This is a genomic window from Microbispora sitophila (assembly GCF_014892245.1).
GTDB classification, from domain to species: domain Bacteria; phylum Actinomycetota; class Actinomycetes; order Streptosporangiales; family Streptosporangiaceae; genus Microbispora; species Microbispora siamensis.
On the sequence record NZ_JADBGC010000004.1, the window covers coordinates 32,252 to 52,904 of the forward strand.

Consider the following 20,653-nt stretch of genomic DNA (forward strand, 5'->3'; position numbering starts at 1 on the left):
ATCCCGTCGTACCGAGCGAGATCCCGGCTCAGGTTAGCCGGGCGGATCCGGCATCCGGGGCTTGGCAGCTCGGACCTGTCATGAAGGCGGTCAAGGACGAGGTTTCTCAAGGATGAGGGTTTCCAGGTCTACGGCGTCGGCCATGGCTTGGGCGCCTTTGTCGTTGAGGTGCATGCCGTCGCCGCTGTCCAGAGCAGGGTGGATGTAGTCGGGAGCTTCGGGGTTTTCCACAGCTCGGGCTACGTCGAAAACGGCGTCGAAGGTGTCGGTGGTACGGATCCAGTCGTTCACTTCGCGTCGGGCGGCAAGGCCCTCAGGGGTACTGATCCCGGGGTAGATGGCGCCTGCGAAGGGGCCGATGGTGGCGGCGAGGATCTTCAGGCCGGCCTTGTGCGCGCGGTCGGCCAGGGCCTTGAAGCCCTCGATGAGGGCGCCGGAGGTGACGGGAGGCTCGCCGGACATGCCGGGGATGCCGAGGTCGTTTATGCCGAAGTGCACCAGGACATGGGTCACGCCGGGAATCGAGAGAACATCACGATCGAAGCGCGCCAGCCCGTGCTCGCCCACCTCGTCCCGCAGTAGGCGGTTTCCGGCGATGCCCTGGTTGACGACCCATCCGCGCTTGAGGCGCCGGTTGAGGAAGTCCACGGAGCGGTTGTTCGCGCCAGTCGTGGAACCGACCCCTTCGAACCAGGAGTCGCCGAACGCCACGGCGATCGCGGTGTCGTCCGAGGTGAGCACGTCGACGCCTGAGAGGTAGAACCTGGCTTCGACCCGCTCGGCACCAGGCAGCCTGGGAGACGTGACATGGTTGCCGCCGATTATGTGAGCGGCCTCCATGGGCATGTGGGAATAGGTGGCCAGACCTGTCTCCTCAGGGAAATAGAGGCTGAGGAACAGGTCGGCGCCGGGGGTGACGGGCAGATCCATCGGGTCACTGGCTACCTCTTCTCCCGGCGGGACGGTGACCCTTTCGGCGCCGTCGAAGGTGAGGGTGGCCTGTCCGTGCTCGGTAGCGGCCCCCGCGGCGGCGATGACCAAGGGGGTACGGCCATACCGGTTCGTCAGGCGTACGCGAAGGAGTTCTCCGCCGCCGGCCATGTGGATTACCTGACGTACCGTCTGGTCGGCGAAGCCACGCGGTTCGGTGAGCTTTATCTGCTCGTAGGGACTGATCACCGCGGTGCGGAAGCCGGCGGTCCAGATCATGCTCGCTCCATTCGTTGTCATGAGGAATAGCGCCGCTCAGGCGAAGGACAGCTGAAGCGCGTATGCGCCTGGGTGGACAAGCTGCTCAGGGCTGGAGCACGTACCGACCGCGCACCCCGCCCTTGGCCATGGCCCGGTGGGCATCGGCGACCTGGCCCAGCGGCACAACCGCGTGGACCCGGGCCGGCAGCTCGCCGGCGGCGGTGCGGGCGAGCAGGTCGCCCAGACGAGCGCCGTCGGGGCGTGCTACCACGACATCTACGGTGATCCCGCGCTCCGTGGCCGGCTTGGCGCTCGGCTGGACGCCGACGAAGGCCCCGCCGTCGCGGACCAGGGCCAGACCCTGCTCCTGCAGCGCCGCGGCGTCGGCGACCGCGTCCCAGCCCGGGTGGGCGTGCGTGGTGAACTCGGCGCCGAGGCCGCGGACGAACTCCTCGTCCTCGGCCCTGGCCAGCCCGGTCACCTGCCAGCCGCGGTCCTGCGCGAGCGAGACGACGTACCCGCCGACCGCACCGGCCGCCCCGGTCACCAGCAGCCGGTTGCCGACGGTGGACGCGTCGCCGAGCAGGTCGACGATCTGGACGGCGGCCAGCCCGTTCAGCGGCACCGTCGACGCCGTGATCAGGTCCAGCACGTCGGGAACGACGGCGAGGCCGGCGGCCGGCACGACGAGCTGCTCGGCGTAGGTGCCGAAGTCGCGGTCGAAGCTGTCTACCAGGCCGGCGACCCTAGTGCCGACGGTCAGGTCCACGCCGGTGCCCGTGGCGACGACGGTGCCGGCGAAGTCCCAGCCCAGGCCGGTGCGTTCGGGCTGGTCGATCAGCCCCATGGAGTGGAAGAGGCCACGCGCGACCCCGAGGTCGACGGGGTTGACCGCCGCGGCGGCGATCCTCACCCGGACCTCGCCGGGACCGGGCTCAACGACGGGAACGTCGATGATCTCGATCGAGTCGGGCCCGCTTGGGGTGCGGACGACGGCGGTGCGGAAGGTGGCGGTGCTCACGGTTTCGCTCCTCGTGGCTTGTGTCCGACTGTTGACCCGCATCACTATGGGCGCGTAACTCTCCTATGGGAAGTACGCACTTCGAAGTGTGTAAGTCACCTCTCGGTAGAAAGGAGCGGTCGATGCCGACGAGGACGGGGGCCCAGAAGCGGGCACAGGCGAAGGGGGACTACGACGCGTTCCTGGCGAACTGCCCCAGCCGCCGGCTGCTCGACCGGATCTCCGACAAGTGGGTTGCGCTGATCCTGGCCGCGCTCGGCAGCGATGGCCCGTATCGCCCCGGAGTCGACTGCTCCGGTGAGCCGCGGTCGATGCGCTACTCCGAACTGTCGCGCCGACTGGCTGGAGTTGGCCAGAAGACGCTCACCCAGACGCTGCGCTCCCTCGAGCGCGACGGCCTGCTCACCCGCGCTGTGACCCCGGCGGTGCCGGTCACCGTCACTTACGAGCTAACCGACCTCGGTCTCTCCCTCCACCACGTGGTGCGCGGCATCAACGTGTGGGCTGAGGCGCGCATGGACGAAGTGCTCGCCAACCGCGGGGACTACGACACCCGCCTCGCCCGAACGCCGGCCATCATCAGGGCAGCAGTGCGGCGGCGCGCAGGCCTGCCGGGTCGGCGGCAGTGCGTCGTCGGCGCGCTCTCGCTGCGGTTGCACTGAGGCATTCAGACGTGTTGCGGGTCGTAGACCACGAGAGAGTGCTCATGGGCCAGAGTCACGACATCGGTGAGTGTCTGCGAGGCACAGTCGTGGGGGAAGGTGAGCGAAACGAAGTACGCACCAAGGTCCTCCCGGCCCCACGGCTGACGCCAACCCAGATCCGGAGCCCATGGTGAGATGTGGTCCGCCAGGTCTGGCCAGCGTCGTAATACCTCGGCTCTGAACAGGAGCGTGTCCGGACTGGGGTCTACGCCCTGGACGTCTTCGTCGGCCAGCCGATCGCAGACCTCGCTTGCCTCGCCGGTCGTGGACTTCCAGAAATAAAGGTCATAAGCCACGAAGTCATCATTCCAATCCAACAGCGTCTCCGCGGCGGTAGCGAGCGGGGGATCGCGCATGCGAAAAGGCCATCGGCCGTGCCCTGGTGGAGGGCGGCCGATGGCCTTTCGTCACGATGCCGTCGCGTGTCCCGGGCGGGCGTTCCCCGCCCAGGTCAGCGGATCACACGTCGTAGTAGAGCTCGAACTCGTGCGGGTGCGGGCGGAGACGGATCGGGTCGACCTCGTTCTCGCGCTTGTAGGAGATCCAGGTCTCGATGAGGTCCGGCGTGAACACGCCGCCCTCCAGCAGGTAGTCGTGGTCGGCCTCGAGCGCGTCGAGCACCTTCTCCAGCGAGCCCGGCACCTGCGGGATGTTACGGGCCTCCTCCGGCGGCAGCTCGTACAGGTCCTTGTCGACGGGCTCCGGCGGCTCGATCTTGTTGCGGATGCCGTCGATGCCGGCCATGAGCATGGCGGCGAAGGCGAAGTACGGGTTGCAGGACGGGTCCGGTACGCGGAACTCGATGCGCTTGGCCTTCGGGTTCGAGCCAGTGATCGGGATGCGGACGCAGGCCGAGCGGTTGCGCTGCGAGTAGACCAGGTTGACCGGGGCCTCGTAGCCGGGCACCAGGCGGTGGTAGGAGTTCACCGTCGGATTGGTGAAGGCCAGCAGCGACGGGGCGTGCTTGAGCAGGCCGCCGATGTAGTAGCGCGCGATGTCCGACAGACCGGCGTAGCCGACCTCGTCGTAGAACAGCGGCTCGCCGTCCTTCCAGAGGGACTGGTGGCAGTGCATGCCGGAGCCGTTGTCACCGAAGATCGGCTTGGGCATGAACGTGACCGTGCGGCCCGCCTGGATGGCCGTGCTCTTGATGATGTACTTGTACAGCATCAGCTTGTCGGCCGTCTCGAGCAGCGTGCCGAACCTGAAGTCGATCTCGGCCTGGCCTGCGGTGCCCACCTCGTGGTGCTGCATCTCGGTCTCGATGCCGGCCTCGATGAGGTTGCGCACCATCTGGGAGCGCAGGTCGGTGAAGTGGTCCATCGGCGGGACCGGGAAGTAGCCGCCCTTGTAGCGGGGCTTGTAACCCAGGTTGCCGCCCTCGGAGGCCTTGCCGGTGTTCCAGGCGCCCTCGATGGAGTCGATGTAGTAGTAACCGGCGTTCTGCTTCGTCTCGAAGCGGACGTCGTCGAAGATGTAGAACTCGGCCTCGGGGCCGAAGAACACGGTGTCCGCGATGCCGGTGCCCTTGAGGTACTCCTCGGCCTTGCGCGCGACGTTGCGCGGGTCGCGGCTGTAGGCCTCGCCGGTCAGCGGGTCGTGCACGAAGAAGTTGATGTTCAGCGTCTTGTGCTGACGGAACGGGTCGAGCACGGCCGTGGAAGGGTCGGGCAGCAGGAGCATGTCCGACTCGTGGATGGCCTGGAACCCGCGAATCGACGAGCCGTCGAACATGAGGCCGTCGGTGAAGACGTTGGGACCGAAGTTCTCGGACGGGAAGGTGAAGTGGTGCGTCGTCCCCGGCAGGTCCGTGAACCTGACGTCAACGAACTGCACACCCTCGTCCCGGATGAACTTGAGGACGTCATCGGCGGAGTTGAACACTCTCGAACCTCCCAGGGGCATGGGCTAGCAACCCGAAAATAGGCCGATGCCGTTTCCGCCCCATGTCTCGATTGTTTCGCGCGTGTTAAGGGAAAGCGCTACCCGGGCGGTCGCGGCGATAACGTCGGCCCGCCGTTCCCCGGGCTCCATCGTACGGCCTTCTCCCAGGTCAGGTGCCCAACGCGGCCGGGCAGCGCGGCCCGCCGGAAACGCCGGAGGCGCGGTCGTAAGGGTCGACCGGCTCGCCGGAGGGCCGCGCTCCCCGCGGGTCGCCGGGAAAGCGCGGGTGAACGAATCCGTCATCCGGGTCGCAATTCGCACCGAAGAGCGCCGACTTGTCCGCGGCCAGCCAGACGACGAGCTTCCCGCCCTCCCGGTACGCCGAGAACTTGCTCCTGTGGTGCTCGACGACCCTCGTCACGATCAGAGGTGCGCCGGGGCGGCTGACCGGGTGGACGAACAGGTAGTCCGTCTCGATCGTGACGCCTCCGCCGGCCCTCTCGGAGATCGTCGTCTCGCCGGAGACCTTCACGACGTCCCCCAAGGGCTCGGCCGCGTCCGGGGCGAGGCTGAACAGCCACGACCGGGTGCCGGAGGGGCCGCTGTCGTCCAGGTGGCGCAGGAACTCCTCGCGCTGCCGGGGATGCAGCAGGCGGACGAACTCCTCCGGGCGCTCGCCCCGCACGGTGGCCGGATCGAGGTGCGCGGCCGACAGCAGCCGCCGTACGCGCTGCAGGGCCTGGCCGATCTCCTTGTCCGTGAGCCCGCCGAGCGCGCGGGCCGCGGGCATCGCCAGCCCCTGCTCCCCGTCGGCGTAGTCGACGGCGGGAGTGCCGGCGAAAGGACCGGCGGACGGCGCCGGGACGGGGCCATGGTCGAACAGGCCCTCCTCGCCGTCGGGGATCGGCGTCAGCACGGGCCCGGGCCGGGCGACCACGGGACCGGAGATCATCAGGTCCTCACCGCCGGAGGCCGGGCGGACGATGCCGAGCCTCTCCAGGACGTCCGGCCGCAGGACGACGACGAGTCCCACGAGCACGACCAGGCCCGCGATCACCGCCAGCACGGCCGGGCGGCGCCGCCGTCCCGGCGGTGACGCGACCGACTCCGCCGCCGCGGTCATCCGCCGGATCTCGTCCTCGCCGAACTGCGCGACCAGCGCCTCGAAGCGCGCGTCGATGTCATCGGGGTCCGCCGGCCGCACGGTTCCCTCCAAAGCGCTCAGGTCGGAAACGATTCACGATACCGGGATTTAATGCGATAAGCCTGCCCATGATGTACGGCTGCGCGGCCGGACGCCAGACCGGTGACCCTCCCCGATACGCTGGGAAACCATGAGTGACCGGCAGCCGCGTTGGACGCAGACCTGGTTGGGGGGCCCGCGGGCCGCCGGGGTGGACCTGGGCTATCCGGGGCAGCGCCTCGGCCTGCCCGAGCAGGGTCCCGGAGCGGTCGCGGGGTGGGGGCGCAGGATCGGCGCCGTCGTCGTCGACTGGCTGCTGTGCACCTGGGCCATCGCCGGCGGCCTGCTGCACTTCCAGGGGAACGACATCGGTGCGGTCGGCCTCGGGATCTTCGCCGCGGAGTACGTCCTGCTGGTCGGCACGATCGGCATGACGCTGGGGATGCGCCTGTTCGGCATCCGCGTGGCCGGGCTCGACGGCGGGCGGCCGTCCTTCTTCGGCGTGCTGGTGCGCACGCTGCTGCTGTGCCTCGCCGTGCCCGCGCTCATCTGGGACCGCGACCGGCGCGGCCTGCACGACCGCGCCGGTGGCACGGTGGTCGTCAACCTCTGACTCCGCGGGGCGGCCTCGGTCATGGCTCGACGAGGCCGGCGCGGATGGCGTAGCGGGTCAGTTCGAGCCGGTCGCGCATCCCCAGCTTCTGCAGGATGTTCGCGCGGTGCCTGTCCACGGTCTTCACGCTGATGAAGAGCGTCTCCGCGATCTCCTTGGCCGAGTTGCCCTCGGCGATGAGTTTGACGATCTCCTCCTCCCGGGGCGTCAGGATGCTGTCCGGCATGCGCTCGCCCTGCCGGGCGCGCTGGAGGTAGTCGCGGATGAGGGCGGTGACCGCGCCGGGGTAGAGGAAGGGCTCCCCGCGCATCGCCGCCCGGCAGGCCTCCAGAAGATCCTGGTCGGCGACCGACTTGAGCACGTAGCCCGAGGCGCCGGCCTTGAGCGCCTCGAAGAAGTACTGCTCGTTGTCGTACATCGACAGGATGAGTATGCGGATGCCGGGTGTGCGCCGCGAGATCTCCCGCGCCGCCTGGATTCCGGTCATGCGGGGCATCGCGATGTCCAGGATGGCGAGGTCGATCTCCTCGGAGCGGGCCGCCTCGACCGCCTCGGCGCCGTCGGCGGCCTCCGCGACCACCACGAGATCGGGTTCCGCGTCGAGGATCAGGCGCAGCCCGCGGCGGACCAGCGCGTGGTCGTCCGCCAGCAGGATGCGGGTTCTGCGGTTCTCCACGGCTCAGCTCTCCTTCACCGCGTGCGGGGGTACGACCAGACGCACGTCCGTGCCGCCGCCGGGCGGGGAGTCGACGGTCAGCCGGGCGCCGATGAGAAGGGCGCGCTCGCGCATCCCGCGGATCCCCGCTCCCTCCTTGTGGACGCCCCCGCGCCCGTCGTCGGCGATGCGCAGTGTGAGCTGTCCCCTCTCCTCCCTGAGTGACAGCTCCACATGACGGGCGTGCGAGTGCCTGGCCACGTTCGTCAGCCCCTCCTGAGCGATCCGGTAGAGCACGAGTTCGACCTCTCCGCTGAGGGCGGGCAGGCCGGTGTCGACCTCACGGGTGACCGGGATCCCGCTCGCCTGCGAGAAGTCGCTGCTGAGCGCGCTCAGCGCACTGTGCAGCCCGAGGTCCTCCAGGACACCGGGCCGCAGCCGTCTGGCGACCTGCCGCACCTCGTCCAGGCTGGCACGGACCGTCTCCTGGGCGGAGCACAGCTCCTCCCGGAGCTCCTCCGGCGCCCGGTCGACGACGCGCTTGAGCGCCAGCAGCGCCACGGTGAGGCTCTGGCCGATCTCGTCGTGCAGCTCGCGCGCGATCCGCCGCCGTTCCCCCTCCTGCGCGGCCAGGGCGTATGCGCTGCTGGCGCTGCGCTCGGCTTCGAGACGTTCGAGCATCTCGTTGAACGTGCCGATCAGTTGGGCGAGATCGCCGTTGCCGCTGTCGGTGAGCCGGTCGCCCGTCCTCAGCAGGTCGACCCGCCGCATGAGGGTGGTGAGCGAGTCGAGCGGGGCCAGGCTCTTGCGGATCAGTAGCGCGTTGGCCGTGATGATCAGGGCCAGCCCCACGGTCAGGACCGGTATCTCGGTCAGCAGGACCGGTGAGGACACCGTGGCCGGGGAGATCGCGAGCACGAAGGTCCCGACGGTGAAGACCAGTCCGTTGATCGCGAACAGCCGCCAGAACAGGGCCCTGCCCGGGTGCCGCGACCGCGGCGCCCTCGAGGGCCGGCCGCTCTGCGGGTCGGTGCGCTCGTTCACGGCTCACAGCCTGTTCGTCCTCGTACGCGGATGTCCATGCGGGGTGCCCCCCATCTTGCGGGCGTTCCTCCATGTCATACCTCTCCCGATATGGGTGCCGGACCCGATGGTGCCGGCCCACGCCCTCTCGAAGACTGGAACAGAGGCGACGGCGGACGGGAGGGGAGACGCGATGGCGGCGGAACGGACCCTGATCCCGGCCCTGGCACCGATCGGAGGGACCTGAGATGGACGTGACTCGCGCCACCCTGCCCGGCATCGCCACCGTGGTGCACCAGTGTGTCACCCGCGACGGCCGGCGCTTCGGCGTGCTCGTGGAGAAGTCCGGCCGTCGCCGGCTTCTCGTCTACGACCCGGCGGAGCCCGACACACTGCTGCAGGCGATCAACCTGGACCAGCGCGAGGCCGACCAGCTCGCCGACATCCTGCACAGCAGGCCCGTCCTCGATCGGCTCGCCCATCTCGAACGCCGCTTCGCCGAGTTCACGGAAGCGGCCCGGTGACCATGCCGAGAACCGTACGTCTCCCCGATCGATGTGATGACCTGATGCGAGCGCGCGATGTCGTTGTGAACCTGCCGACGGTGACCGTCCACGACCCCGTCGCCCGGGCCGTACGGATCATGGTGCTGAACCGGATGCCGGGGTTGATCGTGGTGGACGACAGGAGGCGGCCGGGATGGGTGCTTCCCGGCACGCAGGTTCTGCGTCTCGCGGTTCCCGGGGCCTATCAGGAGGATTCGGCGCTCGCCCGGGCCATCGACGAGGCCCACGCCGACCGCTTCTGGCAGGAACTGGCCGGCATAACGGTGGGAGACTGCCTGCCGTCCCAGCCGCCCAGGCCGGTGACGGCGCCCCTCGACGCGACCCTGCTCGAAGTGGCCGCCGTCATGACCCGGCTCCGGAGCCCCATCGTCGCGGTCGTCGGCCGCGACGGAACCCTGGCCGGGGCGATCACGCTGGAGCGGTTGCTCACCAGCCTGGCGATTCTCCCGCCGGGCGACTGACCGTCACGAGTGAGCCGCGGGGCCGCCCCCGCCCTCTTCGGTCGCAGACCCTGTCGCGTCTGTCACGTCGCGTCATGCGACATGTCCATGATCCGGAGGTTTCATCATTCACCGCTTCGCCATGCCGTCGTCGTCGCGGCGCCTTCCCACCGGGACGCCGCACCGGAACTCCTGCCGCCGTGCGCTCACCGCCGGACCCCCGGGGCGCCGCACGTGAGCGCGGTCGTCTCCTTCGCGATCTTCCTGGTGGCCTTCCTCTTCATCGCGTCGGAGAAGGTGCACAAGGTCAAGGTGGTTCTCGTCGCCGCGGGCGCGATGGCCGTCCTGGGGCTGATCCCCGGCGACGAGGTGTTCTTCTCCGAGACCGCCGGCATCGACTGGAACGTCGTCTTCCTGCTGCTCGGCATGATGATCATCGTCGGCGTCGTCAAGCACACCGGCGTCTTCGACTACCTCGCCATCTGGGCGGCGAAGAAGTCCAAGGGCCGGCCGTACCGGCTGATGGTCATGCTCATGGTCATCACCGCGATCGCCTCGCCGTTCCTCGACAACGTCACCACGATCATGCTCGTCGCGCCGGTCACCGTGGTGGTCTGCGACCGGCTTCGCATCCCGGCTCAGCCGTATCTGATCGCCGAGGTCCTCGCGTCCAACATCGGTGGCGCGGCGACGCTCATCGGCGACCCGCCGAACATCATCATCGGCAGCCGCGCCGGGCTGACGTTCAACGACTTCCTGGCCCACCTGGCACCGATCGTGGTCGTCATCTTCGTGGTGTTCGTGCTGCTCACCCGGATGCTCTTCCGCAAGTCGTTCCGCTACCAGCCGGAGCGGGTGGCCGCGGTGATGGCGCTGCAGGAACGGCGGGCGATCACCGACCCGCGCCTGCTCGCGCGGTGCATGATCGTGCTCGGCGGGGTCGTCGCCGGGTTCTGCCTGCACGCCGTGGTGCACGTGGAACCGTCGATCGTCGCCCTGGTGGGCGCCGGGGTGATGCTGCTGGTGTCCCGCGCCGACGTGCCGGAGGTCCTGCGCGAGGTCGAGTGGAGCACCCTGGTCTTCTTCATGGGCCTGTTCGTCATGGTCGCCGGGCTGGTGAACACGGGTGTCATCGCGACGGTCGGCGGCTGGGCCGTCGGCGCGCTCGGCGACGACCACTTCCTCGCGGCCACGGTGCTGCTGTTCGGCTCCGGCGTGCTCGGCGCGTTCTTCGACAACATCCCCTACGTCGCCACGATGGTGCCCGTCGTCGAGGAGATGGTCGCCCAGGCCCCGGACCCGCGGACGGGGCAGGCGCTGTGGTGGTCCTTCGCCCTGGGGGCCGACTTCAGCGGCAACGGCACCGCGGTGGCGGCGAGCGCCAACGTCGTGGCCGTCGGCATCGCCGCCAGGACCGGCCACCGCATCGGCTTCTGGCAGTTCACCAAGTACGGCGTCCTCGTCACCGCGCTGAGCATCACGATGGCCTGGGTGTACGTCTGGGCGCGTTACTTCGTCTGACGCCGCCCCCGCCGGGTCCTACGACGCGGCCCTGACGCACTGGAAGATCGCGGTACCGGGGAGCAGGCGGCCGCGCAACGGGCTCCAGCCGCCCCACGTGCGGTCGTGGCCCGGCGGCCACTCCGGCTCGGTCAGGCCGGTCAGGACGAGGCCGGAGGCGGCGATCAGGCCCACCCAGTCGCCCATCGTCCGGTGGTGCTCCACGTACGACGGCTCGCCGTCCTCGCCGAACTCGACGTACGGCGAGCGGTCGAAGTAGGGCCGGTCGGCGGTCAGGCCGCCCGGGCCCGGATCGTCGGGGAAGGCCCACCGCACGGGGTGGCTGACGGAGAACACGAACCGGCCGCCCGGCCGCAGCACCCGGCGCACCTCGGCCAGCACCGCCCCGGCGTCCGCGACGAACGGCAGCGCGCCGTAGGCCGAGCACGCCAGGTCGAACGACTCGTCCGCGAACGGCAGCGTCTCGGCGTCGGCCTGGACGACGGGCAGCCGCATCCCGGCGGACATGTCGATCCGCCGGGAGTGCTGCAACTGCCGGTAGGACAGGTCGAGGCCGGCGACCGTCGCGCCCCGCGCCAGCAGCCACCGGCCGCACTGACCGGCGCCGCACCCGATCTCCAATATCCGGCGCCCCGCCACGTCGCCCAGCAGCCGGGCCTCGGCCTCGTCCAGGCCCTCGGGGCACCACACGAAGCCGTCGTCGCGCAGGAAGCCGCCGTGCTCGGCCTGGTATTCGTCGGCCGCGCCGTCCCACCAGCCCCGGTTGGCCCGTGAGGTCTGCGACCGGGAGACCGGCCGCCTTCCGACGCCCAACGCGATCAGCGCATCTTGGGGCCGCGCGGCATCCGGGCGCCCTTCGGGATGGGGCCCTTCGGCATCGGGATGGCCGGGGTGAGGGCCCGCATCCGGTTGTTGACCTCGGACACCGCGCCCTTCTTCAGGTTGCGGGGCAGCTTCATCATGTGCCGCTGGAGCTTGGCCAGAGGGATCTGGCCCTCCGCGTCACCGCACTGGACGTCGTACACGGGCACGTCGACCGCGACCCGCTGCACGCGCTTCTTCTCCGCGACGAGCATGCGCTGCACCCGGTTCGGCGGGCCCTCGGAGACCAGGATGACCCCCGGATATCCGACGACCCGGAAGACGAGGTCCTGGTCGCGGTTGACCGCGACCGGCTTCTCCTCGACGTACCAGGTGCCGCGCAGGCTCTGCAGGATCGCGTACGTCGCCCCCGGCTGGCCGTGGAGCATCGAATACTGCGCCCTCTGCGCCAGCCGGCTGAAGACGATCATCCCCACCAGTACGGCGGCGAAGACGCCGAACACGATCCACGTCCAGCTGAAGATCACGCCGATGACGACGAACAGGACGAGCGTGCCCAGAGCCGACGCGTAGACGATCGGCATACCCTTGGGGTTCGCCTGCTGAATGATCTGTGCGACCATCCGGAGCTGCTTGAGGCGTCCCGGAGCCGCTGCGTCTTTCGCCATGGTCTGAAGGATACAAACGCCGAGCTGACTTAATGAAAACGAGACTCTCCCACGCGGGCCGCGATCGCCTGCTGGTACAGGCGGCCGGCCCGGTAGGACGAGCGCACGAGCGGGCCGGACATGACGCCGGCGAAACCGATCTCCTCGGCCTCCCGCTGGAGCTCCACGAACTCCTCGGGCTTGACCCAGCGGTCCACGGGGTGGTGACGCGGGGTGGGACGCAGATACTGCGTGATGGTCACCAGGTCGCATCCGGCCTCGTGCAGGTCGCGCAGCGCCTGGGTGATCTCCTCGCGCTCCTCGCCCATGCCGAGGATGAGGTTCGACTTGGTGACCAGCCCCGCCTCGCGGGCCATACCGATGACCGCCAGCGATCGCTCGTAGCGGAACGCGGGCCGGATCCGCTTGAAGATCCTGGGCACGGTCTCGATGTTGTGCGCGAAGACCTCGGGCCTGCTGGAGAAGACCTCCTCGAGCTGGCCGCGGTCGCCGTTGAAGTCCGGCACGAGCAGTTCGACACCGCAGCCGGGCACCATCTCGTGGATCTGCCGGGCGGTCTCCGCGTACAGCCAGGAGCCGCCGTCGGGCAGGTCGTCACGGGCGACGCCGGTCACCGTGGCGTAGCGCAGGCCCATCTGGCGCACCGACTCGGCGACGCGGCGCGGCTCGTCCCTGTCGTACTCGGCCGGCTTGCCGGTGTCGATCTGACAGAAGTCGCAGCGCCGGGTGCACTGGTCGCCGCCGATGAGGAAGGTGGCCTCGCGGTCCTCCCAGCATTCGGAGATGTTGGGACAGCCCGCCTCCTGGCACACGGTGTGCAGCCCCGCGCCCTTCACCAACGACTTGATCTCGTTGAAGTTGGGGCCGTTGCGCAGCCGCGTCTTGATCCACGGCGGCTTCTTCTCGATGGGGGTCTGGCTGTTGCGCACCTCCAGGCGGAGGAGCTTTCGGCCTTCAGGAGCGACGGTCATGCGACTTCCTTCACAGCACTCCGCGGCAGCGGTCCGCGGGCCCGGGGTCCGAGCGGGAGCACGCGGCCCTGCGCCGTACGCGGGCCTGCGTGCCTGTCGGAACGCTCGTTCACATGCCCAGCTTATTACCTGCCTTCAGGTGATCCGGGACAGCTCCCGGACCGTCCGCGCGAGGTGGCGCGACAGCTCGGCGTCGATCCGGTCGGACTCGCCGGAGCCGAGGCCCACCGAGCCCTCGTCGACGCCGGCCGACTCGAGGAGGACGGCCCGCAGCGCCGTCGTCGGCTCCGCCTGCCAGGCGGCCTGCCCGGAGAGGGAGTCCTCCCGGCGCGTGGCCAGCAGGCCGGGGTCGGCGTCCCTGGAGAGCACGGCACGGCGGATCTCCTCGGCCGTCTCCCCGCGCCTGGCGGCGGCCATCACGGGGGTGAGGCGGCTTTCCCCCATGGTGAGCGCGTCGGCGTACTCGACGACGGCCCGCGACGAGACGGCGCGGGCCGCGACCTGGTCGGCGTAGTAGACGGCGTACTGCGACTGGGCGGAGACGAGCCGCCGCAGTGCGAGCTCGGTGAGGAACAGCGGCCACACCAGAATCCAGCCGGTGACCTTGCCGATCGCCTGCGACGCCATCCTGCCCCCCGGAACGGCGCTGTGCCCGTCCAGATGGGGGTCGCCGAAGTCGCGGTATCGGTCCACCCGCATGCCCATCAGGGCGTGCCGCCACTCTCCCGTGGTGGAGAGTGCGGACGGGACGAGCAGGCCGCGGCCGGGGTCGCCGCTCACGTCGCGCGCGAGCTCCGCGCCGAGCATGCCCGCCCGCTCGCGTGGCGTCAGGGTGAGCAGCAGCGGAAGGCCGACCAGCAGTACGGGCCGTCGCCGTATCCCCGCCCGCAGGTGGGCACACCGGAAGAGCCGGTCGTGCAGGTAGATCGCGGCCGGGGGCGCGGCGCCGACGGACCCGGCGATCCGGTCTGCGGCCTCGAACAGGGTGGGCGCCTCCGCCCTGGTGACCTCCTGTGCGCCGTCCGGGAGCCGGACCGTCCGCGGCCTGGTCAGGATCGCGATGGCGACGAGCACGCCGCCGAACAGCCAGCCGAGCACGTTGCCGTGCCAGTTGACGACGATGAGGACGCCGCCGGCCAGGATGGCGGCGGTCACCGCGTGGACGACGGCCGACAGGGCGAAGGTGACCAGCCTGGCGGCCGGCCGGCCGGGCCTGTCCAGCCGCCGGCCCCGCAGCCGGAGGAACCGCCTCCTGGCGTCACGGGGGAGCAGGGCGGCACGGACCTCGCCGGGGGGTGAGGAGAGGTTCATGCGGCGAGTATGTCCGAGGCCGTACCCGCTGGCGAGACGCGAAAAACTGCAATCGATTGTAAGTTTGCAGTAGAGTTCAGAAATGGTCGAGGGACTGCGGGAGCGCAAGAAGCGGCAGACCCGGCAGCGCATCGCCGAGGTGGCGGTCGGGCTGTTCGTGGAGCGCGGCTTCGACAACGTCACGATGGCCGAGGTCGCGCAGGCCGCCGAGGTCTCCGTGAACACCGTCTACAACTACTTCCAGGCCAAGGAGGACCTGGTGCTCCCGCCCGAGGAGGCGTCGCCCCGGAGGCTGGCCGACATCGTGCGGGAGCGGCCGCCGGGCCGGTCGGCGGCCGTCGCGGTGCTGGAGCGCCTGCGCCGGGAGATACACGGGCGCGAACGCACGGTCGGGCTGAGCGCGGGATTCGGGCGCGTGCTGGAGATGATGCGGGCCGCCCCCACGCTGACCGCCCGGCTGGAGGACCTCGGCCGCCAGATGACCGACGCGCTGGCGGTCGTGCTGGCCGAGGAGACCGGCGCCGACGCCGGCGATCCGCTGCCGCGCGTGGTCGCCTGGCACATCGGCTGTCTCCACTCGCTGGTGTACGCCGAGATCGGGCGGCGTACGACGGCGGGGGAGAGCCCGGACGCCATCGCGGCCGCCGTGCTGGAGTTGCTCGACGTCGCCGAGAGCCTCCTGGGCGAGCGCGTCCGCACCTATGCCGTACGAGAGGGACGACCGTGTTCAGGGTGACGATCAGAGGAAAGTTCAAGGGTCTCGACGACGCCGGCCGGGCCGCCGTGACGGCGGCGGGCGGCGCCGCCTACACCGAGGACGGCACGTTCACCCACGACGCGAGCGTGTCCGCCTTCACCTTCCGCTGCCAGGTGCCCGCGGGGCCGGACGACGGCGAGGACGAGGCCGCGCTGGGAGCGATGGCCGCGCTGGACGCGCACGGGCACCCGTACGAGATCCTGCGGATCGCGGTGACCGACATGCGCCAGATCAAGATCCGCCGGAAGGGCCGCGGCGCGTAGCCGTCAGGCGAGATCCTCCTCGTACAGGTCGTACGGCTCCTCGCCGAGGGCCTCGGCGAGGCGTTTGCCGGCGAACGGGATGACCTCGTCGACCGTGATCCGCCGGCCGGTCTCGGCCGCCAGCGACGTGACCCCGGCGTCGTCACCCGCGATGCGGGTGTACCAGCTCAGGTCGTTGACGCAGTTGAGCGCGAAGCCGTGCATGGTGACCCCGCCGGAGACCCGGATGCCGATCGTGCCGAGCCTGCGGTCGGGCAGCCCGTGCGCGGGGTCGCCGGGCACCCACACCCCGCCGCGGCCCTCGACCCGGCGCGCCGTCAGCCCGAAGTCGGCGCAGACCTGGATCAGGACCTCTTCCAGCAGACGGATGTAGGAGACCACGTCGCCGATGCGGATGATGGGGTAGCAGACGAGCTGCCCCGGACCATGCCAGGTGATCTTCCCGCCCCGGTCCACGTCGATGACCGGTGTGCCGTCGACCGGCCGCTCGTGCGGCAGCGTCCGCTTGCCCGCCGTGTAGACGGGGGCGTGCTCCAGCATGAGGCACAGGTCGGAGATCTCGTCGGCCGCCCGCCGGGCGTGCAGCCGCCGCTGCAGGGTCCACGCCTGCTCGTACGGTACGTCGACGCCCAGGCGGACGATGGCCACGCCCTTCACGTTCCCAGCCCCCTTCGCGTCCTTCACGTTCACGGAGGAACCTACAGCGTGGAAGGCCAGTCCTTTGAAGCCGGGAGGAAGCGCGGAACGGTCCTGCACTTGTGATCCTTTCGCAACCAACGACTGTTACGTTCAGTAATGTGTTGGTGACGGAGGTGCTGAAGCTCGCCCCCAGCGCCGAGCAGGCCAGGAGCCTGCTTGCGACAATGCGGGCATGCAACGCCGCCGCCAACCGGGCCGCCGAGGTCGCGTTCGCCCTTCACACCGCCAACAAGATGACGGTTCAAAAGCTCATCTACACCGACCTGAGGCACGAGTTCGGCCTGTCGGCGCAGATGGCCATCCGCGCCATCGCCAAGGCGTGTGAGGCCTACAAGCGAGACAAGACCATCAAGCCCACTTTCAGGGACTTGGGTGCGGTCGCTTATGACCAACGGATTCTGTCGTGGAAGGGCCGCGACCAGATCAGCCTGCTCACGATGAGTGGGCGTGTCATCATCCCTGTGGTCTACCCGGGCCGCTGGTCGGTGACCGCGGGGGTGACCAGGCGGGGACAGGCTGATCTCATGTACCGCGAGGGGGTCTTCTACCTCGCCGTAGTGATCCAGGTCCCTGAACCTCCACGTGAGGACGAGCCTGATGAGTGGCTGGGTGTGGACCTCGGCATCGTCAACCTGGCCACCGACTCCGAGGGGAAAGTCCACTGTGGCAAGGGTGTGCGGGCCGTACGGCGACGCAACGCCCGCCTTCGTGCCCGTCTTCAGGCGAAGGGGACCAAGAGCGCCAAGCGGCTGCTGAAGAAGCGTCGCCGCAAGGAAGCCCGGTTCGCCCGGGACGTCAATCACCGCATCAGCAAGCATCTGGTCGGCAAAGCCAAAGACACCCGCTCCGGGATCGCCCTCGAAGACCTCGAAGGCATCCGCGACCGGGTCACGGTTACCAAGGCTCAGCGTGCCGACCTCCACTCGTGGAGCGATCAACATCGGCCGCAGGGCTGCCGTCGGCCAGCCGTACGCGGCCTGACCCGTGCACGCCATGCACGGCGAGGAGCTGCAAGCTCGACCCCTCAGGGAAGAGAGGCTGACAGCGTAGAGGTCAGCAGCCGGGGCTCGATACGCAGCTCCTTGACGGCGGGCCCGTCCCGCTCGATCCGGTAGGCGTATCCCTCGGGGTCGGTGGTCACGGCCTGGATGAACTCCGTGCCCACGTAGTGCAGCGCCACGCCCTCGTCGGCGGCGTACCCCTCGGGCAGCTCGCCCGACGCGACCGACTCGTGCAGCAGCGCCCGGCGCTGAGGGTCGGAGTTGTAGTGGACGCCACAGGAGTAGGGGAGCAGGCCCAGGCCCTCGGCCCAGGGCCGCAGCCTCGGCCCGAACGAGTCGGTGTTGCCGCCGACGTGCCAGCACAGGGCGCCGGCGCTCTGCCCGGACAGCACGACCCCCGCACGCCACGCCTCGGCGAACGCCTCGTCCAGGCCGTGCAGCCGCCACAGCGCGGCGAGGTTGGCGACGCTGCCGCCGCTGACGTAGATCGCGTCCTGCTCCAGGATCCACTCGCGGGGGTCCTCGACGTTCGGCATCGGGAAGACCGTCAGGTGGCTCACCTCGACGTCCCACCGGGCGAACGCGCCGTACATCTTGAGCAGCCACTCGGCGTCGTCGCCGGTGGCCGTGGCGAGCAGGCCGAGCTTGGGGCGGTCTTGCCCGGTCAGGTCGAGGACGTAACGCAGCAGCGCGGTCGGCTCGATGAACCCGTACCGCTCCGACTGCCGGAATGATCCGCCTCCGATGGCGACGATGTGCGACTGCCCGATGCGGCTCATGCGCATCACTCCTGTTCCCGGATCGAATGACTCTTTAGAGTACGGCGGCCAGCGCCTCACCGATGGTGGGATGGGCGAACCGGTGACCTGCGTCGAGCAGCCGCCGGGGGAGCACCCGCTGACCGGCGAGCAGGGCCTCCTCCGCGAACTCCCCGAGCGCCAGGCGCAGCGCGAGGCGCGGGGCCGGCAGCGGCATCGTCGGGCGTCGCAGCGCCTTCGCGAGCGCGGCGGTGTACTCGGCGTTGGTCACCGGCTCGGGAGCCGTGAGGTTCACCGGCCCCGCCAGTTCGTGCGCGAGCAGGAAGCGGACCGCGTCCACCCAGTCGGGCAGGGAGATCCACGAGACGTACTGCCTGCCGCTGCCGAGCACGGCGCCCGCGCCCATCTTGAAGATCGGCAGCATCCGGGCGAGCGCGCCGCCCCGGCCGCTGAGCACGACGCCCGTGCGCAGCGGCGTCACCCGCACGCCCGCCTCTCCCGCGGGCGCGGTGGCGGCCTCCCAGCCGCGTACCAGATCGGCCAGGAAGCCCGCGCCGGCCGGCCCCGACTCGTCCACCGCACGGTCGCCGGTGTCGCCGTAGAAGCCGATCGCGGAGGAGGACAGCAGCACCCGCGGTCCGCCCTCGGCGCGGGCCAGCGCCTCGGCGAGGGTGCGCGTGCCGCCGACCCGGCTGTTCACCAGTTCCCGCTTGTACGCCTCGGACCACCGGCGATCGCCGATCCCGGCGCCGGCCAGGTGGACGACGGCGTCCGCGCCCTCCAGCGCCCCGGGGTCGAGCACGCCGCCCGCCGGGTCCCAGAAGCGCTCGTCCGGCCCGGCGGGCGGGCGCCGTACGAGGCGGCGCACCTCGTGCCCGTCGGCGCGCAGGGCGCGCACCAGGGCCGTTCCGAGCAGCCCCGAGGAGCCCGTCACCACTGTCGTCATCGTCTCCACGCACCGGTCACTACCCGGAAACGAAGGGAGGCCGCCCCGCGAAGCGCGGGACGGCCCCAGTGGCGTCCGGGCGGTACGGCTCGCGCCGCCCCCGGGCGTACGGCTACGCCAGGCCGAGCTGGGCCTCGAAGCGGCCCTCCTCGAGGCGGTGCTTGATCGTCGTGAGGAAGCGGGCCGCGTCGGCGCCGTCGACCAGGCGGTGGTCGTAGCTGAGCGCGAGGTACACCATCGAGCGGACCGCGATGACCTCGCCCTCCGGGGTGTCCACGACGACCGGGCGCTTGACGACCGCGCCGGTGCCCAGCATGCCGACCTGCGGCTGGTTGAGGATCGGCGTGTCGAACAGCGCGCCCCGGCTGCCGGTGTTGGTCAGCGTGAACGTGCCGCCGGTGATCTCGTCCGGGCTCACCTTGTTGGTGCGGGTGCGCTCGGCCAGGTCGGCGATCTTACGGGCGAGCCCGGCGATGTTGAGGTCGCCGGCGTTCTTGATCACCGGGACGAGCAGGCCGCGCTCGGTGTCGGTCGCGAAGCCGAGGTGCTCGACGTCGAAGTAGGTGACCTCGTTGGTCTCGCTGTTGATCGTGGCGTTCAGCTTCGGGTGCTGCTTGAGCGCCTCGACCGCGGCCAAGGCGAAGAACGGCATGAACGACAGCTTCACGCCCTCGCGCCGCTGGAACTCGTCCTTGGCCCGGTTGCGGAGCTGCGCGATGCGGGTGACGTCGACCTCGACCACGGTGGTGAGCTGGGCCGAGACCTGCAGCGACTCCACCATGCGCTTGGCGATGGTCTGCCGCAGGCGCGACATCTTCTCCGTACGGCCGCGCAGCGTGGTGTCCACCCGCACCTCCGACGCGGCGGGCGCGGCGGCGGCCGGGGCGGCGGGCGCCTGGGCCGGGGCGGGCGCCGCCTGCGGGGCCGCGGGCGCGGCGGCAGCGGCGGCGGCCTGCTCGCGCTGGACGCGGGCGGCCTCGATCACGTCCTGCTTGCGGATCCGGCCGCCGACGCCGGTGCCGGTCAGCGAGTCGAGGTCGACGCCGTGCTCGGCGGCGAGCTTGCGGACCAGCGGCGTGACGTACGGGCTCTCGCCGGCCGACGGCAGCGGGGTCGGCTCGCTCGGCTGCGCGGCCGGGGCGGGCGCCTGCGGCTGCGGAGCCGGGGCCTGCTGGGCCGGAGCCTGCGGGGCCGGCGCGGGCGCCGGGGGCACCGGCTGCGGCGTCACCACGGCGGGCGCGGGCTGCGGGATCGACGAGATCGGCGCCGCGGGGGCGGGCTCGGGCGCCGCCGCCTGCGCTGCTGCCTGAGAAGGGGCCGGAGCGGGCTCCGGCTCGGGCTCGGGCTGCGGAGCGGGAGCCGGCGCCGCCGGCTCGGCGGCGGCCGGAGCGGCGCCCGCCTCGGAGTCGATCAGGGCCAGCTCGGCGCCGACCTCGACCGTCTCGTCCTCGGCAACAATGATCTTGGTCAGGTAGCCGGCGGACGGCGAAGGGATCTCGGTGTCGACCTTGTCGGTCGACACCTCGAGGAGCGGCTCGTCGGCCTCGACGCGGTCGCCTTCCTTCTTCAGCCAGCGTGTGACGGTGCCCTCGGTAACGCTCTCGCCGAGCTGGGGCATGGTTACGGAGACCGGCATGGTGTGTCTTCTCTCGCGTT

The 20,653-nt window shown here is 70.4% G+C and carries 23 protein-coding genes; 8 read left to right on the forward strand and 15 right to left on the reverse strand.

The features are described from left to right. Window positions 1-90 precede the first annotated feature (90 nt). Together IL992_RS08160 and IL992_RS08165 are read right to left on the reverse strand one after the other, a co-directional pair. Window positions 91-1,209 (reverse strand): SGNH/GDSL hydrolase family protein, encoded by a 1,119-nt coding sequence (locus tag IL992_RS08160; RefSeq protein ID WP_226872560.1) that lies wholly within the window; start codon window positions 1,207-1,209, stop codon window positions 91-93. An 85-nt stretch (window positions 1,210-1,294) separates the two neighbouring features. Beyond that, entirely contained in the window at window positions 1,295-2,212 is a 918-nt protein-coding gene (locus tag IL992_RS08165; protein WP_319018421.1) for an NADP-dependent oxidoreductase, read from the reverse strand. Window positions 2,213-2,334: 122 nt separating this feature from the next. Here IL992_RS08165 and IL992_RS08170 point away from each other — a divergent pair, with 122 nt between their 5' ends. Continuing rightward, window positions 2,335-2,874, forward strand: coding sequence for a winged helix-turn-helix transcriptional regulator (locus tag IL992_RS08170; RefSeq protein ID WP_193202721.1), 540 nt, complete (start codon window positions 2,335-2,337; stop codon window positions 2,872-2,874). Window positions 2,875-2,879: 5 nt separating this feature from the next. On the opposite strand, the gene IL992_RS08175 is transcribed toward IL992_RS08170, so the two are convergent. The 3 genes from IL992_RS08175 to IL992_RS08185 form a co-directional block, all read right to left on the reverse strand. Further along, window positions 2,880-3,272, reverse strand: a complete 393-nt coding sequence (locus IL992_RS08175; protein ID WP_193202722.1) for a hypothetical protein — start codon at window positions 3,270-3,272, stop codon at window positions 2,880-2,882. A 103-nt stretch (window positions 3,273-3,375) separates the two neighbouring features. After that, window positions 3,376-4,800 carry a type I glutamate--ammonia ligase gene (glnA, locus tag IL992_RS08180; RefSeq protein ID WP_193202723.1) on the reverse strand — a complete coding sequence of 475 codons (1,425 nt, stop codon included), beginning with the start codon at window positions 4,798-4,800 and terminating at the stop codon, window positions 3,376-3,378. Window positions 4,801-4,969: 169 nt separating this feature from the next. Beyond that, the gene (locus IL992_RS08185; RefSeq protein ID WP_193202724.1) at window positions 4,970-6,004 is read right to left on the reverse strand and encodes a hypothetical protein; all 1,035 of its coding nucleotides are present in this window, start codon (window positions 6,002-6,004) and stop codon (window positions 4,970-4,972) included. A gap of 130 nt (window positions 6,005-6,134) precedes the next feature. On the opposite strand from IL992_RS08185, the gene IL992_RS08190 reads away from it, so the two are divergent. Beyond that, entirely contained in the window at window positions 6,135-6,596 is a 462-nt protein-coding gene (locus tag IL992_RS08190) for an RDD family protein (protein ID WP_193202725.1), read from the forward strand. A 19-nt stretch (window positions 6,597-6,615) separates the two neighbouring features. On the opposite strand, the gene IL992_RS08195 is transcribed toward IL992_RS08190, so the two are convergent. Both IL992_RS08195 and IL992_RS08200 read right to left on the reverse strand, forming a co-directional pair. Then, on the reverse strand, window positions 6,616-7,272 hold the full coding sequence (locus IL992_RS08195) for a response regulator (protein ID WP_193202726.1): 657 nt from the start codon (window positions 7,270-7,272) through the stop codon (window positions 6,616-6,618). A gap of 3 nt (window positions 7,273-7,275) precedes the next feature. After that, entirely contained in the window at window positions 7,276-8,295 is a 1,020-nt protein-coding gene (locus tag IL992_RS08200) for a HAMP domain-containing sensor histidine kinase (protein ID WP_193202727.1), read from the reverse strand. A 227-nt stretch (window positions 8,296-8,522) separates the two neighbouring features. Here IL992_RS08200 and IL992_RS08205 point away from each other — a divergent pair, with 227 nt between their 5' ends. The 3 genes from IL992_RS08205 (at window position 8,523) to IL992_RS08215 (ending at window position 10,801) form a co-directional block, all read left to right on the forward strand. After that, entirely contained in the window at window positions 8,523-8,798 is a 276-nt protein-coding gene (locus tag IL992_RS08205) for a hypothetical protein (RefSeq protein WP_193202728.1), read from the forward strand. Window positions 8,799-8,842: 44 nt separating this feature from the next. Continuing rightward, complete coding sequence (locus tag IL992_RS08210; RefSeq protein ID WP_193202729.1) at window positions 8,843-9,301, forward strand: CBS domain-containing protein; 459 nt, start codon at window positions 8,843-8,845, stop codon at window positions 9,299-9,301. Window positions 9,302-9,514: 213 nt separating this feature from the next. Next, window positions 9,515-10,801, forward strand: coding sequence for an ArsB/NhaD family transporter (locus IL992_RS08215; RefSeq protein ID WP_193202730.1), 1,287 nt, complete (start codon window positions 9,515-9,517; stop codon window positions 10,799-10,801). A gap of 18 nt (window positions 10,802-10,819) precedes the next feature. Here the strand turns inward: IL992_RS08215 and IL992_RS08220 are convergent, their stop codons facing one another. The 4 genes from IL992_RS08220 to IL992_RS08235 all read right to left on the reverse strand — a co-directional run bounded on the left by IL992_RS08220 (window position 10,820) and on the right by IL992_RS08235 (window position 14,573). Beyond that, the gene (locus IL992_RS08220; protein WP_193202731.1) at window positions 10,820-11,614 is read right to left on the reverse strand and encodes a class I SAM-dependent methyltransferase; all 795 of its coding nucleotides are present in this window, start codon (window positions 11,612-11,614) and stop codon (window positions 10,820-10,822) included. 5 nt (window positions 11,615-11,619) lie between these two features. Beyond that, window positions 11,620-12,291 (reverse strand): DUF4191 domain-containing protein, encoded by a 672-nt coding sequence (locus tag IL992_RS08225; protein ID WP_193202732.1) that lies wholly within the window; start codon window positions 12,289-12,291, stop codon window positions 11,620-11,622. A gap of 29 nt (window positions 12,292-12,320) precedes the next feature. After that, a complete protein-coding gene (gene lipA / locus IL992_RS08230) occupies window positions 12,321-13,262 on the reverse strand; it encodes a lipoyl synthase (protein WP_193202733.1) in 942 nt (313 codons plus the stop codon). A 135-nt stretch (window positions 13,263-13,397) separates the two neighbouring features. Further along, window positions 13,398-14,573 (reverse strand): M48 family metalloprotease, encoded by a 1,176-nt coding sequence (locus tag IL992_RS08235; protein ID WP_193202734.1) that lies wholly within the window; start codon window positions 14,571-14,573, stop codon window positions 13,398-13,400. Between the two features lie 82 nt (window positions 14,574-14,655). On the opposite strand from IL992_RS08235, the gene IL992_RS08240 reads away from it, so the two are divergent. Further along, entirely contained in the window at window positions 14,656-15,309 is a 654-nt protein-coding gene (locus IL992_RS08240; RefSeq protein ID WP_193202735.1) for a TetR/AcrR family transcriptional regulator, read from the forward strand. Further along, a complete protein-coding gene (locus tag IL992_RS08245) occupies window positions 15,306-15,593 on the forward strand; it encodes a DUF6204 family protein (protein WP_319018422.1) in 288 nt (95 codons plus the stop codon). The genes IL992_RS08240 and IL992_RS08245 overlap by 4 nt, the downstream gene beginning before the upstream one ends. Before the next feature lie 3 nt (window positions 15,594-15,596). Here IL992_RS08245 and lipB read toward each other — a convergent pair whose 3' ends face one another. After that, complete coding sequence (gene lipB, locus IL992_RS08250; protein WP_079317754.1) at window positions 15,597-16,250, reverse strand: lipoyl(octanoyl) transferase LipB; 654 nt, start codon at window positions 16,248-16,250, stop codon at window positions 15,597-15,599. 146 nt (window positions 16,251-16,396) lie between these two features. Here lipB and IL992_RS08255 point away from each other — a divergent pair, with 146 nt between their 5' ends. Next, window positions 16,397-17,407, forward strand: a complete 1,011-nt coding sequence (locus IL992_RS08255; RefSeq protein WP_319018423.1) for a transposase — start codon at window positions 16,397-16,399, stop codon at window positions 17,405-17,407. Here IL992_RS08255 and IL992_RS08260 read toward each other — a convergent pair. The 3 genes from IL992_RS08260 to sucB all read right to left on the reverse strand — a co-directional run bounded on the left by IL992_RS08260 (window position 17,317) and on the right by sucB (window position 20,633). Next, window positions 17,317-18,072 carry a Type 1 glutamine amidotransferase-like domain-containing protein gene (locus IL992_RS08260; RefSeq protein ID WP_193202737.1) on the reverse strand — a complete coding sequence of 252 codons (756 nt, stop codon included), beginning with the start codon at window positions 18,070-18,072 and terminating at the stop codon, window positions 17,317-17,319. The two genes, IL992_RS08255 and IL992_RS08260, sit on opposite strands and share 91 nt — an antisense overlap. A gap of 34 nt (window positions 18,073-18,106) precedes the next feature. Next, entirely contained in the window at window positions 18,107-18,997 is an 891-nt protein-coding gene (locus IL992_RS08265; protein WP_193202738.1) for a TIGR01777 family oxidoreductase, read from the reverse strand. Window positions 18,998-19,109: 112 nt separating this feature from the next. Continuing rightward, window positions 19,110-20,633, reverse strand: a complete 1,524-nt coding sequence (gene sucB / locus IL992_RS08270; RefSeq protein WP_193202739.1) for a 2-oxoglutarate dehydrogenase, E2 component, dihydrolipoamide succinyltransferase — start codon at window positions 20,631-20,633, stop codon at window positions 19,110-19,112. Window positions 20,634-20,653: the final 20 nt, after the last annotated feature.